The 16135-nt window shown below is 63.3% G+C and carries 12 protein-coding genes; 6 read left to right on the top strand and 6 right to left on the bottom strand.

What is annotated here, in order from left to right:
• The first annotated feature begins 142 nt into the window (after positions 1 to 142).
• Positions 143 to 1225 (top strand): GGDEF domain-containing protein, encoded by a 1083-nt coding sequence (locus LZ012_RS14615; protein ID WP_275711561.1) that lies wholly within the window; start codon positions 143 to 145, stop codon positions 1223 to 1225.
• A gap of 68 nt (positions 1226 to 1293) precedes the next feature.
• Positions 1294 to 1611 (top strand): hypothetical protein, encoded by a 318-nt coding sequence (locus tag LZ012_RS14610; protein WP_275711560.1) that lies wholly within the window; start codon positions 1294 to 1296, stop codon positions 1609 to 1611.
• Between the two features lie 42 nt (positions 1612 to 1653).
• On the opposite strand, the gene LZ012_RS14605 is transcribed toward LZ012_RS14610, so the two are convergent.
• The 4 genes from LZ012_RS14605 to LZ012_RS14590 form a co-directional block, all read right to left on the bottom strand.
• Complete coding sequence (locus LZ012_RS14605) at positions 1654 to 2256, bottom strand: response regulator (RefSeq protein WP_275711559.1); 603 nt, start codon at positions 2254 to 2256, stop codon at positions 1654 to 1656.
• A 169-nt stretch (positions 2257 to 2425) separates the two neighbouring features.
• A complete protein-coding gene (locus LZ012_RS14600; RefSeq protein ID WP_275711558.1) occupies positions 2426 to 3037 on the bottom strand; it encodes a DUF4124 domain-containing protein in 612 nt (203 codons plus the stop codon).
• Positions 3038 to 3045: 8 nt separating this feature from the next.
• Positions 3046 to 6147 carry an efflux RND transporter permease subunit gene (locus LZ012_RS14595; RefSeq protein ID WP_275711557.1) on the bottom strand — a complete coding sequence of 1034 codons (3102 nt, stop codon included), beginning with the start codon at positions 6145 to 6147 and terminating at the stop codon, positions 3046 to 3048.
• A 9-nt stretch (positions 6148 to 6156) separates the two neighbouring features.
• Positions 6157 to 7308, bottom strand: a complete 1152-nt coding sequence (locus tag LZ012_RS14590; protein ID WP_275711556.1) for an efflux RND transporter periplasmic adaptor subunit — start codon at positions 7306 to 7308, stop codon at positions 6157 to 6159.
• Between the two features lie 272 nt (positions 7309 to 7580).
• On the opposite strand from LZ012_RS14590, the gene LZ012_RS14585 reads away from it, so the two are divergent.
• On the top strand, positions 7581 to 9575 hold the full coding sequence (locus tag LZ012_RS14585; protein ID WP_275711555.1) for a TonB-dependent receptor plug domain-containing protein: 1995 nt from the start codon (positions 7581 to 7583) through the stop codon (positions 9573 to 9575).
• 8 nt (positions 9576 to 9583) lie between these two features.
• Positions 9584 to 10099, top strand: coding sequence for a YfiR family protein (locus LZ012_RS14580; protein WP_275711553.1), 516 nt, complete (start codon positions 9584 to 9586; stop codon positions 10097 to 10099).
• Positions 10100 to 10151: 52 nt separating this feature from the next.
• On the opposite strand, the gene cysN is transcribed toward LZ012_RS14580, so the two are convergent.
• The gene (cysN, locus tag LZ012_RS14575; protein ID WP_275711552.1) at positions 10152 to 11420 is read right to left on the bottom strand and encodes a sulfate adenylyltransferase subunit CysN; all 1269 of its coding nucleotides are present in this window, start codon (positions 11418 to 11420) and stop codon (positions 10152 to 10154) included.
• Positions 11420 to 12349 carry a sulfate adenylyltransferase subunit CysD gene (gene cysD / locus LZ012_RS14570; RefSeq protein ID WP_275711551.1) on the bottom strand — a complete coding sequence of 310 codons (930 nt, stop codon included), beginning with the start codon at positions 12347 to 12349 and terminating at the stop codon, positions 11420 to 11422. Before cysD ends, cysN begins: the two co-directional genes overlap by 1 nt.
• Positions 12350 to 12552: 203 nt before the next feature.
• Here cysD and LZ012_RS14565 point away from each other — a divergent pair, with 203 nt between their 5' ends.
• Positions 12553 to 13074 carry a superoxide dismutase family protein gene (locus LZ012_RS14565; RefSeq protein ID WP_275711550.1) on the top strand — a complete coding sequence of 174 codons (522 nt, stop codon included), beginning with the start codon at positions 12553 to 12555 and terminating at the stop codon, positions 13072 to 13074.
• A 128-nt stretch (positions 13075 to 13202) separates the two neighbouring features.
• Entirely contained in the window at positions 13203 to 16085 is a 2883-nt protein-coding gene (locus LZ012_RS14560; RefSeq protein WP_275711549.1) for a response regulator, read from the top strand.
• The last annotated feature ends 50 nt before the right edge of the window (positions 16086 to 16135 follow it).

Raw genomic sequence — 16135 nt, 5'->3', positions numbered from 1 at the left:
CATAGCCTCTATTCTGTTTGGCGAATCTCGCCGTCATGAACGCGGGATCACCCGACAAGAGAAAGTTCGAGGCGCATCGATAATGAGAAAAATGCACCTGCTGACGCTCGGTTTTCACGACGCCGCCACGGAGCGGGCGTTCGTGAGCCATATCTTGCCGCGTCTACGCTTGCAGGGCAGGGCAGCCATCGTCGTCGGCTGCTTCGTCTACTTTCTCTACGGGGCGCTCGACCACCTGTTCGTTCCCCTGCATCAACTCGGGCTGGTCTGGGTCATACGGGTGGCTGCGTTGGTCGTTCCGGCGGGCGTGCTGGCCCTCACCTACCTGCCCTTGTTTGAAAAATACAATCAGCTGCCGCTCGCCCTGGTCGGCCTGGCGGCCGCCCTCGGGCTGATTGCCATGCTTTGGCATATGCCAGTCGAAAGCGGCGCCTACTATTACCCGGGGATGATGCTGGCGACCTTCTACACCTACAACCTGATTGGAACGCGTTTCCTCCATGCCCTGGTGATCAACGTCCTGGTCCTGGTTCTCTACAACGTGCTGTTCGGCCATTTCCGTCCCTTTCCGGAACCCGTCCTGCTCAGCCAGAACTTTTTCATGATCTCGGCCAACCTGATCGGCGGCGCCGCCGGCTACCTGTCCGAGTACTACCGCCGGCAGCTCTTCCTGCGCGAAATCCAGCTCGACGACGAACGGCAGCTGCATCTGAATCGTTCGCTGCACGACCGGCTGACCGGCCTGCCCAATCGTGACCTGCTCGACGACCGCATCCAGCAGGCGCTGGCGCTGTCGCGGCGGGATTCGGCGCGCCATGCCGGCTTTTTTGTCGATCTCGACGGCTTCAAGAATATCAACGACCGCCTCGGGCACGACCACGGCGACATCGTCCTGCGCTGCGTCGCCCGCCGGCTGGAGTCGGTGATGCGGGAAACCGACACCATTTCGCGCATCGGCGGTGACGAGTTCTTCCTGCTCGTCCAGGACATCGGCTCCTGCGACAGCGCGGCGCACCTGGCAGAAAAGCTGATTGCCGTGATCGAGCAGCCGATTCCCGAAGTACCGGGGCACCACGCGCTCAGCGCGAGCATCGGCATTTGCCTGTTCCCGCGCGCCGATCTGGCCAATACGCCTGACAGCATCATCCGCTGCGCCGACCTCGCCATGTACCAGGCCAAGGCAGACGGCAAGCGCTGTCACCGTTTTGCCGACATGGGCCTGTGAGCCCGACTGCTTCGGCTGGACGCAAACTCATGTATCCTGCTTGCCTTTGAAAATTGCGGAGGTGGGGTATGGGACAGGCCAAACAACGGGGTTCCCTGGCGCAGCGGGTTGCCGCGGCACAAGCCAAGATCGAGGCCACACGCCCGGAAAAGCTGGTGTGCAACCATTGCAGCGCCGACGTCACGCAGATCAACCCGGTCAGCACGCGCGGCCTGCGCGGTCTGGATGCCATCTGGGTCGGCCAGTGCGAGTGCGGCCACACCACCTTTGCCGCGTCCGGCGATCCCAAGGCGGTGGAAGCCTTTTTCTTCGCGCTCAGCGAGAACACAGAACTGACCCTTGGCAGCCAGAGCAAGGACGGCAGCCAGCACGAAACAGCTGAGTGAATGTATTCAGGCTCCCGGCCCGGGCCTGGAGCCGCCACCTGATCAGCCAGCGCTGCTCAGGTCGGCAGTGCGCGCTTCGGCGTGTGCGGTGGCGCGGCGGGGAACGAGGTTTTCGTCGAGCAGGCGCTCGATGCGGAAGAAAATTTCGTAGCGCGAGAACGGTTTTTTCATGAAATCGTCGGCCCCGATGCGGGTGCCGAAGAACTGTTCCATCGCCTGCTCGTTACCGCTCATCATGATCACCGGCGTGTCACGGGTCACCGGGTCACGGCGGATGGCGCGCAAGGCGGCAAAGCCGTTCATTCCGGGCAGGACGATGTCGAGAAAGATCAGGTCGGGTTTTTGCTCATGCAGCAATTGCAGACCGGATTCGGCATCAAGGGCTTCGAGAGTTTCGTAGCCGGCCGAGCGTAGGAATTTCCGCAGCGCTGCCACGATGGTCTTCGAGTCGTCGATGATCAGGACGCGAGTACCTTCCCGGGCATTGACGCGGGCCCGCTTGCGGCGCTCGACCATGGCTTCGGTCGTGATCCCGGTCACTACGACCGTCGACGGCGTCGCTGCTTCGGTGCCTTCGGGGCGCCCGAACAGGGCCTTGATTTGATCGAGTATTCCCACCTTGTCCCCTTGTGCTGCGGCGACCATTTAATTGCGTCGCATCCGGTTGGCCGGCACGTAAATACACCCTGAACAGGCAGTATTTTATGACTTATTCATGCCTGTTCGGAAGGCTTTCTGGCAATTATTGCGGGGTTTCTTGCAAGTTCAGGTAATCCGGCTAGCGATAACGACCGGCGCTTTCATCCTTGCCCGGCTAGCGTTTGCACGGTTTGCCCGGGGCGCAGATGACCATCGTCGGCGGCGGGGTGAAGGCCTGGTCGGTTGCCGGAGACGGATGTGGATGGGGGTGGCGCGGCACGGGTTGTGGATGAATTTGGGCGGGAACGCCGTAGACCGGCACATAGACCGGCACCTGCGCTTCGGGTGGCTTGGTCAGGCTGCGGCATTCGGCTTCCAGTTGCGCCCGCTGTGCCGCTTCCAGCGCCCGCGTGGCAAGGTCGCGCAGGCAGGCATCCGGGTCGCCGTAGTGGCGCGACGGCGCGGCGGCGGTTACCGGACGCTGGCTTTGCGCCTGGCGTTCGGCCGCGGCGTCGGCACGCTGGGCATTTTCCCGTTTCTCGACGTAGGTGCGCATGCGTTCGACGTCGCGCTCGGCCTGCTGGCGGTTAGCTTCGGGGACCGATTCGTCGGGGCGCACGGCAATCGTGCCGCTGCCGCCGGGGCAGGGCGAATTGGAAATCTCAGTCTTGCCGCCGGGCAGGCGGCATTTGTAGATTTCGGCGGCGGCCGGCTGGGCGAGCAGCAGGCAGGCCAGAAGGGGGAGAATTATCCGGTGCATGGTTTCGTTATAGCTTAAACGCTGCACCAGGCAACTCAGTTGACCGGATTGGCAGCCGCTTCGATAGCGACCGGATCGCCGGACTTGTCGGTGAAACGGTCGAGATAGACATAGACGACCGGGGTCAGGTACAGCGTCAGCACCTGTGACAGCATCAGACCGCCGACCACCGCCAGGCCGAGCGGCTGGCGGACCTCGGCGCCGGCGCCGATGCCGAGCGCGATGGGCAGGGTGCCGACGAGAGCGGCCATGGTCGTCATCATGATCGGCCGGAAGCGGATCAGGCTGGCCTGGAAGATGGCCTCACCCGGCGCCATGCCGTCCTTGCGCTGCCGCTCGAGAGCGAAGTCGATCATCATGATGGCGTTTTTCTTGACGATGCCGATCAGCATGATGACGCCGACAAAGGCGTAGAGGCTGAGATCGACCTTGAACAGAAAGAGGGTGATCAGCGCGCCGAGGCCGGCCGAGGGCAGGCCGGACAAGATGGTCAGCGGGTGGATGAAGCTCTCGTAGAGCACGCCGAGGACCAGATAGACGACCAGCACGGCGACCAGCAGCAGTACGCCGAGGCCCTGCAGCGAGGACTGGAAGGCCTGGGCGGTGCCCTGCAGGCTGGTGGTCAGCGAAACGGGGACGCGGGTGTCGCGCTCCAGCGCCTTGATGCGATCGACCGCATCGCCAAGGGACACGCCGGGCAGCAGGTTGAAGGAGATGGTGACCGACGGCAACTGGCCCTGGTGATTGACGGTCAGCGCCTGGGTCTTGCGGCTGAAATGGGCGACGGTGTCGAGCGGGATCAGCTTGCCGTTGCCACGCACGTAGATGCGCGACAGGGCCTGCGGATCGGCCTGGTACTCGGGGGCGACTTCGAGGATGACTTGATACTGCGCCGTCGAGCCGTAGATGGTCGATACCTGGCGGGCGCTGAAGGCGCTCTGCAGCGCGTCCTCGACCTGGCCGAAGCTGAGGCCGAGCGCGGACAGCTTGTCGCGGTCGATATCGACGCCGACCACCGGGCTCAGGTTGTTCAGGTTGTTGGTGACGTCGATGAAGCCGGGCAACAGGCGGATCTTGTCGGTCAGCGTCGCCGTCCACTGGTACAGCTCGTTGAGATCGGTGTCCTGCAGCGTGTATTGATACTGCGCCGCGGTGAGCTGGCCGCCGATGCGGATAACCGGCGGGTTCTGCATGTACACCTTGATGCCCGGCACCTCGGCGAGCTTGGGGCGCAGGCGCTGGATGATCTGGTCGGGCGTCGAATTGCGCTCGCTGGCCGGCTTGAGGATCATGAACACGGTGCCGGTATTGGCGGTCGGCCGGATGCCGCCGGCGCCGACCGAGGACATGAAGGAGGCGATGTCCGGATCCTGGGCGACGATGTCGGCGACGGCGCGCTGATGGGCGACCATCGAGACGAAGGACGCATCCTGCGCGCCTTCGGTGAAGGCGATGATCTGCCCGGAATCGCCGCTCGGGATGAAATCCTTGGGCACCTGGGTGAACAGCAGGCCGGTGAGCAGCAGCGTGGCGGCGAAACTGGCCAAGATGAGGCGCGGATGGCTAATGGCGATCTTCAGTGTTTTTTCGTAGCCGGAGAGCAGCGCATCGAAGAAGCGCTCGAACAACTGGAAAATGCGGCCGTGGGCAGCCGGTTCGGCATGCCGGACGTAGCGGCTGCACAGCATCGGCGTCAGGGTCAGCGAAACGAAGCCGGAGACCAGGATGGCGACGCAGATGGTGACGGCGAATTCGTGCAGCAGGCGGCCGACTATGCCCTGCATGAAGAGCACCGGAATGAACACGGCGATCAGCGAAATGGTCATCGAGATGATCGTGAAGCCGATTTCCTTCGCCCCCTTGATCGCTGCCTGGAAGGGCGGTTCGCCGGCCTCGACGTGGCGGACGATGTTTTCCAGCATGACGATGGCGTCGTCGACGACGAAGCCGACCGACAGGGTCAGGGCGAGCAGCGACAGGTTGTCCAGGCTGTAGCCGAGGACCGACATCATGGCGAAGGTGCCGACCACCGAGATGGGCAGCGCCAGGCTGGGGATGACGGTGGCCGACAGGTTGCGCAGGAAGAGCAGGATGACCAGGATGACCAGGAAACCGGACAGCACCAGCGTGAACTGCACGTCGTCGATGGCGTGGCGGATCGAGGTGCTGCGGTCGAACAGGATCTTCATCGTCACAGCGGCTGGCAGCTTGGCCTGGAAGGACGGCAGGATGCGCTTGATGGAATCGACGGTCTCGATGGTGTTGGCGCCCGGCTGGCGCTGGACGGCGAGCACGATGGCGCGCTTGTCTACGTTCCAGCTGGCGATGCGGGTGTTCTCGACGCTGTCGATCGGCGTCGCCACGTCTTCCAGGCGGACTGGTGCGCCGTTACGCCAGGTAACGATGAGTGGTCGGTAGGCAGCGGCGTTGTTCAACTGGCCGTTGTCCTTCAGCGCGAAGGTCTGGCGGCTGCCGTCGAGCTGGCCGACCGGCTGGTTGACGTTGCCTTGGGCGATGGCCTGCTGAAGTTCGTCGATGCCGACGCCGCGCGCCGCTAGCTGGTCCGGGTTGGCCTGGACACGGACGGCAAATTTCTGCGAGCCGTAGATCTGCACCTGAGCGACGCCGGGAACGGTCGACAAGCGCTGGGCGAGCTGGGTTTCGGCGTATTCATGGACCAGCGACAGGGGCAGGGTCGGCGACGACATCGCGATGTAGAAAATGGGCGAATCGGCCGGATTGACCTTGCGAAACGACGGCGGCGTCGGCATGTTGGGCGGCAGCTTGCGCAGGGCGGCGGCGATGGACGACTGGACGTCCTGTGCGGCGGCATCGATGTTGCGGTCGAGGGCGAACTGCAGCGTGATGGTGGTCGAGCCCTGGGCGCTGGTCGAGGTCATGGAATCCAGGCCGGCGATGGTCGAGAACTGTCCTTCGAGCGGCGTAGCGACGGCCGCCGCCATGGTTTCCGGCGAGGCGCCGGGCAGGTTGGCGGTGACCGAGATGGTCGGGAAATCAACCGCCGGCAGTTCGGAGACGGGCAGGGCGCGATAGCCGATGATGCCGAAAATGAGGAGCGCCACCATCATCAGGGTGGTCATCACCGGCCGGCGGATGCACAGTTCGGGCAGGGTCATGCGTGTCCCTTACTTGGCCGGTGCAGCGGACGTCGCCGGCTGGGCTTCGCCGTTGCCGGCCTGGACGGTGGCGCCCGGGGTCAGGCGCAGCTGGCCGTCGGTGACCACCGTTTCGTCGATGGTGACGCCCTTGGCGATGGCCGTCTTGCCCTGGTAGCTGGCGATGATGTCGAGCTTGCGGACTTCGACCGTATTGTCGGCCTTCACGACGTAGAGGAAATTGCCGTCGGTGCCCTGCTGGATCGCCTCGTTGGGCACCAGGACGGCATTGCTGACTGTAGTGAGCACCATGCTGACATTCAGGAACTGGCCGGGGGTCAATTTGCCCCTCTTGTTGTCGAGCAGCGCCTTCATCTGGATGGTGCCGGTGGTCGTATCGACCGCGTTGTCGATGAACCTGGCCTTGCCCGCGAAGCTGGCGCTGTTGTCGCCGGGCACGGCGATCTGGACATTCATCGGCCCCTTGCTGACCGCGTCGCGCAGGCGCTGCAGGTGGCGCTCCGGCACCGCAAAGCTGACGTAGAGCGGATCGACGCGATTGACCACGGCGAGGGCGGTGTCGTTGATCTTGACGGTCGAACCGGGAAAGACAAGTCGGGCGCCGACGACGCCGGAGAAGGGGGCGCGGATGGCGGTGTAGGACAGTTGCAGACGGGCCAGTTCGAGCGCCGCGTGGTCAGCCTTCAGGGTGGCGGCGGCAGCGACTTCGGTGGTGCGCACTTCATTGACCTTTTCGTCGGACACGAAGCCGCGCGCCTTCAGGCCCAGGTAGCGGACTTGGTCGGCTTGCGCCTTGGCGAGTTGGGCCTGATCCTTGGCCACCACCGCTTCGGCCTGCGCCACGCGGGCGTTGAAATCGCCCGGATCGAGCCGGACCAGCAGGTCGCCCTGTTTGACGGCCTGCCCTTCGGTGAAATTGACGCTCAGGATCTGGCCGTCCAGCCGCGATTTGATGGTGACACCTTCGTAAGCCTCGGCCCGGCCGACGACATTCAGGAATACCGGCATCTCGCCGCTCTGGGCCCGGGCCACGACCACCGACACCGGCGTGCTCGCCGTGCTCGCGGTGGTGGCCGATGGCTTTTTGCCGCTCCAGTACCAGAAACCGCCGATCACGGCGGCCAGACCAAGGGCGAGGGGCAATCTTTTGATTTTGTTCATCGAGGGAAACCGGAGCGAGGGCTGGATGGCGGCAGGGTAAAGCAGGGATTTGCGCTGTTCGGTGCGGAAATGACCGAAAAACGGGAAAAATGCTATTTTGCCATTGTCGCGTGAGGTCGTCATTGCAGTTACAACTGCCTGGGGATTCACGATTTTGCGACTCTTTTCGCTTTTGGGATTAACGGCAGTCAATAAGGCTGGCAGAATCTATCCTTTTGACATTTCCTGCGGCGCGACAGGCAGCTGTCGGCAGGTGTCCGCGAATTTCAGCCATGCGCTTTTCTGTTTCGCCCGTCCCTATATCGACTAAACGCCTGCGGCCATGGGTCTTCTGCCTCGCCGCACTGCTGGGGGGGACGGCGCACGCCGGCGGTGCCGACCTGGCCGCGGTGCCCTTCGATCAACTGGTTCAGCGGGAAGTCGTTTCCGGCTCGGAACTGGTGCGCCAGATCAGCGATTCGCCGTCGGCCGTCGCCATCGTGACCGCCGCCGATATCCGTGCCTATGGCTACCGGACGATCGCCGACGTGATCGGCAGCATGCGGGGCCTGTACACCACTTCCGACCGGCGCTATCAGTACATGGGCGGCCGCGGTTTCGGGGCGCCAGGCGACTATACCGGCCGCATCATGGTCCTCATCGACGGCTATGTGACGCAGGACAGCGTGTTCAACCAGGCCTATATCGACGAATCCGGCCTGATTGATCTCGCCTTGGTCGAGCGCGTCGAATACGTGCCAGGCACCGGTTCGGTGACCTATGGCAACAATGCCATGCTCGGCATCATCAACATCGTCACCCGCAAGGGCGGCAACTTCAACACCCTGCAACTGTCCGGCGAAGCGGGCAGCTACGACACCTACCGGCAACGCGCGACCTTCGGCAAGCGTTTCGACAATGGTGCCGATCTGCTGCTCTCGGCTTCGGCGCTGACTTCGCAGGGGCAGAACCTCTACTTCCCGGCCTACGACACGCCGATCACCAACCACGGCTGGGCGAACGGCATCGACGACGAGCGTAACAAGCGCTTTTTCGGCAAGTTTTCCTACGACGGCCTGACTGTCGAAGCCGGTTATGTCGACCGCAACAAAACGGTGCCGACCAAAGCGACCCAGTACTCGGTCTTCAACACGCCTTTTACCATCGACGACGAGAACAGCTACCTGAATGCTGGTTACGAAACGGATCTCGGCCTGTATCTGTATTCCGCATCGCGTTTTTACTACGGCCATTACGCGCACGAAGGCCACCGGGTCATCGACGATCCGACGCCTTTCGCCCAGCGGAAGCACGGGGCGGACTGGTGGGGCGTCGATCAGAAATTCGTCGGCAAGTGGTTTGCCAACCATTCGCTGATGCTCGGCATGGAATATCGCAATGATTACAGCCAGTACCTGAGCCGTGCCTATTTCTATCCCGATGGGAGCATCAACAGCGCCGGCAGCGTCAAGCAAGCGTACGCGCGCAGCACGAACAGCGTTTACCTGGCCGACGAATACCGTTTCGATGAACGCTGGCGGATCAATGTCGGTGCTCGCTACGACAAGGCAAACGATCTCGAAGCCAACTGGAGTCCACGCCTGGCGCTGATCTACCAGCCGGATTTCCGTACCACGCTTAAGGCTTCCTATAGTGAAGCTTTCCGCATGCCCAATGCCGACGATCGCTCGTTCTACGGCTCGGATGCGGTACCCGAGTACGTTGCGGCCAAGGAATTCGTCGTCCAGCACGATCTGGATCGCCGCATGCGGCTGACCGGGTCGCTCTATGAATACCGGCGCAGCAAGCAGCAGGTGTATGTCGATGGCCTGGGGCACTACGCACCGGTCGGCAACAGCCTGTCGCGCGGCCTGGAGCTCGAATTCGAGGCACGCTGGGATAACGGGGTGCGTGCCCGCAGCAGCGGCGCCTGGCAGAACTCGTCCGACACCAATGGCCAGGATGCCGTGAATTCGCCCAATGTGCTGGGCAAGTTTCAGCTTACCGCGCCATTGCCCGGCGATTGGGTGCGGGCCGGTCTGGAAGCCCAGTACGTCGGTTCGCGGCTGACCGCCGAGCGGCGCCGGCTGGGCGGCGTGGCGCTGGCCAACCTGACCTTCTCCAGCGAGCGGAACTGGCATGGCCTGTCGGCATCATTCAGCATCCGCAACCTGTTCGACCGGGATTACGAAGTCGTGTCGCCCTTTACCTGGGCCCCGGGTACCGGCATCGACAGCCTGCGCATGGATGGCCGCACCTACTGGCTGCAGCTCAATTACGATCTGTGAGCCCGACCATGCGCGCCCTTCTCGCTCTGTTCTTGTTCTGGATCAGCCAGGCAGCCTATGCCCAGGTGGTGGCCGAGCCCGACATGAAAGCTGCCTACCTGTACAACTTCGCGCATCTCTTCGAGTGGCCGGAATCGAAGCGAGCCAATTTCCACATCTGCGTACTCGGCGACGATGAGGTCGGCGCCGCGCTGCAGGGCTACGACGAGCGGCGCGTCAACGGGCAACGCATGGTCATCGCCCGGCTGAACACGCCGACGCCGATCCGCCTGTGCGACATCCTTTACGTCGGGACCGGCGAGGTGGTCAATCTGCCGAAAATCAGATCGATACTAGGCAATCAGCCGACCCTGACGGTCACCGAAAGGGGGGCGTTGCAGTCGGTGGGGATTGCGCTGGCCTTGGAAAACAAGCGCCTGATGTTCGATGTCAATCTCGAGCATTGCGAGCGCATCAATCTCAAGGCGAAGCCGACATTGCTCGAACTGGCGCGCAGTGTGCGCAAATCTTTCGACGGAAAATGAAAACGCCTCCGGTCGGGAGGCGTTTTGATGTGCGGAGCCGGAAATTCCTGCCTTACAGGATCATCCCGGCGCCGACCGTATTGTTGTTGCTCTCGTCGATGACGATGAAAGCGCCGGTGCCGCGGTTTTCCAGGTAAGGATCGACAAACAGGGGCTGGGCCAGCTTGAAGCTCACTTCGGCAATGTCGTTCATCGCCAGCTTGTCAGCCGGCACTTTTTCCAGCGTATTGACGTCGAGACGGTGGTCGATGCCGGTCAGCTTGGCCTTCGAGTCGCGCGTCGTGTGGCGGATCAGGTAGGTGCGGGCGCGGTCGAGCGGAGTTTCCGACATCCAGCAGACGGTGGCGCGGATTTCCTTGACGGCGGCCGGTGCCTCGTCCGACTTGACGATCATGTCGCCGCGCGAGGTGTCGATTTCATCGGCCAGCAGCAGGGTGACCGACTGCTCGGTGAAGGCAGTGCCGATGTCCACACCGCCCAGTTGCACGGCCTTGACGGTCGATTCGAGACCGTTCGGCAGCACGGTGACCTTGTCGCCGACCTTGATAGCGCCAGACTCGACGCGGCCCATGAAGCCGCGGTAGTCGTGCAGGTCCGGATTGGCCGAATCCTGCGGGCGGCAGACGTACTGGACCGGGAAGCGGAACTTCTCGGTGTGCTCGGTGTGGGCGGCCGGAGCGGCTTCGAGGATGTCGAGCAGGGTCGGGCCGTCGTACCAGTTCAGCGATTCGCCGCGGTCGACGATCATGTCGCCGTTCAGTGCCGACATCGGCAGGAAGCGGATGTCTTCGATGCCGACCTTGGCGGCGAAGTCGAGGTAGTCGGCCTTGATCTTCTCGTAGGTTTCCTGCGAATAGTCGACGAGGTCCATCTTGTTGATGGCGACGACCAGATGCGGGATGCCGACCAATGCCGCCAGCTTGGAGTGGCGGCGGGTCTGGGTCAGCACGCCCTTGCGTGCGTCGATCAGGATGATGGCCAGGTTGGCGGTCGAGGCGGCGGTGACCATGTTGCGGGTGTACTGCTCGTGGCCCGGGGCATCGGCGATGATGTACTTGCGCGTGCCGGTCGAAAAGTAGCGGTAGGCGACGTCGATGGTGATGCCCTGTTCGCGCTCGGCCTGCAGGCCGTCGGTGAGCAGCGACAGGTCGACAGCGCCCATGCCGCGCTTCTGGGAGGTGCGTTCGATGGCGGACAGCGTGTCGGCGAGGATGGTCTTGGTGTCGAACAGCAGGCGGCCGATCAGCGTGCTCTTGCCGTCGTCGACGCTGCCGCAGGTCAGAAAGCGCAGCAGGCCGTGATCTTCAACTTGGGCGGACATCAGAAGTAACCCTCTTTCTTGCGTTGTTCCATGGAGGCTTCGCTGGTCTGGTCGTCCAGACGAGTAGCGCCGCGCTCGGTGATGGTGGTGGTGGCGGTTTCGAGAACGATCTTGGCGACGTCGTCGGCATCGGACTCAACCGGGGCGGTGCAGGAAATGTCGCCGACGGTGCGGAAACGGACCTGCAGGTCGATGATCTCTTCACCCGGCTTGGCAACATTGGTCAGCTCGCCGGAAACCAGCGGCACGTTGACCGGCACGATGGCGCCCTGGCGGATGACCACCGGGCGCTTGTGGGCGAAGTAGATCGACGGCAGTTCGAGGCCTTCGCGCTCGATGTATTGCCAGACGTCCATTTCCGTCCAGTTGGAGATGGGGAAGGCGCGGATGTTCTCGCCCTTGTGGCTGCGCGCGTTGTACAGGTTCCACAGTTCCGGGCGCTGGTTCTTCGGGTCCCATTGGCCGAACTCGTCGCGGAAGCTCATGATGCGTTCCTTGGCGCGGGCCTTTTCCTCGTCGCGGCGGGCGCCGCCGATGCAACAGTCGAAGCCGAATTCCTCGATGGCTTCGAGCAGGGTCACCGACTGGTGCTTGTTGCGCGATTCGCCTTCGTGTTTGAGCACCACGGTGCCGCGCTTCATCGAGTCCTCGACCGAGCGCACGATCAGGCGCTCGCCTAGTTCGGCAGCGCGCTTGTCGCGGAAGGCGACGACTTCCTGATAGTTGTGGCCGGTGTCGATGTGCATCAGCGGGAAGGGGAACTTGCCCGGGCGGAAAGCCTTTTCGGCAATACGCAGCATGCAGATGGAGTCCTTGCCGCCGGAGAAGAGCAGGACCGGATTGGAACACTGACCGGCCACTTCACGCATGATGTGGATGGCTTCGGCTTCGAGCCAGTCCAGATGGGAGAGGGTAGAGCGTTGATTCATTGCTGGGTAATCCGCTGGGATTGTCGAATGTCAGCATTGTAGCAAGAGCTTAATGCTCAATTAAGAACCAGTGATCATCTTGTTATCTCGATTTGTTATAAACAATCTGCATGACCGTTTGAACGTTCATGCTTTTGTCCTGTCCGTTCAATTGCCCGAGAGGGGCTATCGTTCACACAATTCAATTCAGGTAGGAGAAGAACATGAAAAAAACACATGCCGGTTTGGCCTTGACTGCATTGTCGGCCGTGCTGCTCGGGGCTTGCGCCACGCCGGCGGCGGGGCCCATGGCCAGCGCCGATCTGCAGGCGCGTTCGGGCAGCGCGGTGAGCGGCAAGGTCAGCTTCAGTGAAACGAACGGGCGTCTGCGGGTCGATGCCCAAGTGGCCGGCCTGACGCCGGGCGAGCATGGCTTCCATATCCATGAGGCCGGCGACTGCAGCGCGCCCGACGCCAGTACGGCCAAGGGGCATTTCAATCCGGCCGGCAAGGCGCATGGCCATCATGCTAGTCCTGAGCATCACGGCGGCGATATGCCCAACCTGGTCGCCAACGCCAATGGCGAGGCCAGTATCTCGGCTGAAATCGACGGCCTGAGTCTGAGTGGGGCGACGGGCGTACTGGGGCGCAGCATCGTCATTCATGCCGATCCCGACGACTACAAGTCGCAGCCGGCCGGCAATTCCGGCAAGCGTGTCGCCTGCGGAGTAATCGCCTCCCGCTGATCCGCCCGGAAAGGCTGCCATTTCCGGGGCGGCCTTTCCGATCACCATGTTGGCCATGGGGGATTTGGTGACTCCCGCACTTCCTGCGTACAATCGTTTATCGAAATGCGCCATGGACAGGGAGCCATGTGAGCCGCCGGATACTCTATCTCGCCATGGTCCTGCTTGCCGGCGGCTTGCTGCTGGCCACCTATCTTACCGAGCAAATCAACGCCGAGCGACACGCCGCAGCCCTCAAGGCCGACGTGGTCGTGCGCCTGAACAAGGTCAAGGATGCGCTGGAGAGCAACCTGACCAGCGACATTCAGCTGGTGCGCGGCCTGTTCAGCGTCATCGCCCTGGAGCCAGGAATCGACCAGTCGCGTTTCGAACAGGCCGCCCAGCCGCTCTTCGCCGGGCGTCATTTGCTGCGCAACATCACGGTGGCCAAAGGGAGCACGATCAGCCTGATCTATCCCCTGCACGGTAACGAGAAGGCGGTAGGCAAGGATTATCACGATCTGCCGGCCCAGTTCGAGGCCTTCGAGCGGGCGCGCAGCAGTCGGCAGATTGTCGTGGCCGGGCCGGTGCAGCTGGTTCAGGGCGGCGTCGGGCTGATTACCCGCTTTCCCGTCTATCTGACGGAACCGGGCAGCAAGGAAGAGCGCTTCTGGGGCATGATCAGCGCGGTAATCGACGTGGACAGCCTGTTTTCCCGCAGCGGCCTGCTGCCGGCCGATCAACGCATCGAAATTGCCATCCGCGGGCGCGATGGCAAGGGGGCGGACGGCGACGTGTTTTTCGGCCGCCCAGGGGTGTTTGGCGAATCGCCGGTTCTGGTCGAAATTCCCTTGCCGCAGGGGGCGTGGCAATTGGGCGCCGTGCCACGCGGTGGCTGGTCGGCCATGCCGCCGCACAACGGCTGGCTGCGTGTGGGCTTTGCGCTGCTCGGGGTGTTGATGTTCGGCATGCTGGCCTGGCTGCTACACATGCTGCGGCGGGTGGAGCGGGCGGGGAGCGTGGCCGATTCGGCCCGCCAACGACTGGCGGCAACGCTCGAGACGACACCGAACGTGGCGGTCCAGTGGTATGACGACGAGGGTCGGGTGACCTACTGGAATCGCGCCTCGGAAACGCTGTTCGGCTGGTCTTCCGTCGAGGCGGTTGGGCAGACGCTGGATCGGCTCATGCTGTCGGAAGCGGAATGCCGGTCCTTTGCCGACGCCATCGGGCGCGTCAAGATGACGGGAGCGGCCATCGGGCCTCACGAGGGCTCGGCGCATGACAGGGACGGCCAGGTGCGCTGGCTGGAGTCCACGCTGTTTGCCGTTCCCGGTCAGCACAGCGGCGAATTCGTCTATGTCGGCATGCATGTCGACATCACGGCGCGCAAGCAGGCGCAGCGCGAACTGGCGGATTTCAACCGGGATTTCGAGGCCTTTCTCGACCAGGCAACCGACTTCATCTATTTCAAGGATGCGCAAAGCCGCTTCCGCTTCTGCAGTCAAACCCTGGCCGAGATCACCGGCCACGCCGACTGGCGCGACATGGTGGGCAAGCACGACAGCGAGGTTTTCCCGGCCGATACCGCCCGCCTCTACGAGGAAGAGGAAGAGGCGATCTTTGCCGAGGGCAAGCCGCTGCTCAACAAGATCGACCCGTATTACGACGCCGAGGGTACGCGCGGCTACGTGTCTACCAACAAGTGGCCCCTTTTCGATGACCAGCACCGCGTGGCCGGCATCTTCGGCATCAGCCGCGATATCACGGAGCGCATTGTTTTCGAGGATGAGTTGCGCCGCCATCGCCTGCGCCTGGAAGAGATCGTCGCCCAGCGCACGGCCGAGCTGGAAGAGGCGCGCCGCGCCGCGGAAGCGGCCAGCCGGGCGAAGAGCAACTTCCTCGCCAACATGTCGCATGAAATCCGGACGCCGCTGAACGCGATCACCGGCATGTCCTACCTGATCCGCCGCGGCAAGCTGTCGCCGGAACAGTCGGGGCGCCTGAGGCAGCTTGAGCTGGCCGGCGAGCACCTGCTGGAAACGATCAACGCCATCCTCGACCTGTCCAAAATCGATGTCGGCAAGGTGGCGCTCGAGCAGGAGCCGTTGCATGTCGATCGGGCATTGGCCAACGTCGCCGCCATGCTGTCCGACAAGGCGGAGGCCAAGCACCTCGCCTTCGTGGTCGATTGCGAAGCCGGCCTGCCGTCGGTGCTGGGCGATCAGACCCGCCTGCAGCAGGCGCTGCTCAACTACACCAGCAATGCGATCAAATTCACCGAGACCGGCAGCGTGCGCTTGACCGCCCGCCGGGCCAGCGAGGATGAGAGCGGCCTGGTCGTGCTGTTCGAGGTGACCGATACCGGCATCGGCATCCCGGCCGATCGCCTGCCCGGGCTGTTCCAGGCCTTCGAACAAGCCGACAACTCGATTACCCGCCGTTTCGGCGGTACCGGCCTGGGCCTGGCCATCACCCACAAGTTGGCGCTGCTCATGGGCGGCGATGCCGGAGCGCGCAGCGTCGAGGGGCAAGGCAGCACTTTCTGGCTGACGGCGCACTTTGCCAAGCATCCGGCAGCCGACGGCGAAGCGGAGCGGGATCTGGCCTTGCTGACGGTGGATAGTGCTTGTGAGCGTATTCGCCAGACCTGCCCAGGGGGTCGGGTGCTGCTGGTCGAGGATGAGCCGATCAATCGGGAAATCGCCGTCGCCATGCTCGACGAAACCGGTCTGCGCGTCGATACGGCCAGCGACGGCCGGGAGGCGCTCGACCGGCTGGTCGGCGGCGATTACGACCTGGTCCTGATGGACATGCAGATGCCCGGCATGGACGGATTGACGGCGACCCGGCACATGCGCGACATGGAAAAGGGGCGGGATATTCCCATCGTGGCGATGACCGCCAACGCCTTCGCCGAGGATCGGGCACGTTGTCTGGCCGCCGGCATGAACGACTTCATCCCGAAGCCGGTCGATCCGGTGGAGCTCTACAGCGTGCTGGCCAAGTGGCTGGCTCGCGCCCGCCACTGATTCATCCCGACGGGGGTTTGTTCACCGCCGCCGGCGGGACTGCGCCCGGG

Source organism: Dechloromonas hankyongensis, from assembly GCF_022012295.1.
GTDB classification, from domain to species: Bacteria; Pseudomonadota; Gammaproteobacteria; order Burkholderiales; family Rhodocyclaceae; genus Azonexus; species Azonexus hankyongensis.
The sequence above is the reverse complement of the archived record's forward strand: the minus strand, read 5'-3'. Positions and strand labels throughout refer to the sequence as shown.

Bases quoted from the DNA above. Each gene is read 5' to 3' on its own strand.
- LZ012_RS14610 (WP_275711560.1), top strand. From the start codon at position 1,294: ATGGGACAGGCCAAACAACGGGGTTCCCTGGCGCAGCGGGTTGCCGCG.
- LZ012_RS14605 (WP_275711559.1), bottom strand. From the start codon at position 2,256: ATGGTCGCCGCAGCACAAGGGGACAAGGTGGGAATACTCGATCAAATC.
- LZ012_RS14595 (WP_275711557.1), bottom strand. From the start codon at position 6,147: ATGACCCTGCCCGAACTGTGCATCCGCCGGCCGGTGATGACCACCCTG.
- LZ012_RS14590 (WP_275711556.1), bottom strand. From the start codon at position 7,308: ATGAACAAAATCAAAAGATTGCCCCTCGCCCTTGGTCTGGCCGCCGTG.
- LZ012_RS14585 (WP_275711555.1), top strand. From the start codon at position 7,581: ATGCGCTTTTCTGTTTCGCCCGTCCCTATATCGACTAAACGCCTGCGG.
- LZ012_RS14580 (WP_275711553.1), top strand. From the start codon at position 9,584: ATGCGCGCCCTTCTCGCTCTGTTCTTGTTCTGGATCAGCCAGGCAGCC.
- cysN (WP_275711552.1), bottom strand. From the start codon at position 11,420: ATGTCCGCCCAAGTTGAAGATCACGGCCTGCTGCGCTTTCTGACCTGC.
- cysD (WP_275711551.1), bottom strand. From the start codon at position 12,349: ATGAATCAACGCTCTACCCTCTCCCATCTGGACTGGCTCGAAGCCGAA.
- LZ012_RS14565 (WP_275711550.1), top strand. From the start codon at position 12,553: ATGAAAAAAACACATGCCGGTTTGGCCTTGACTGCATTGTCGGCCGTG.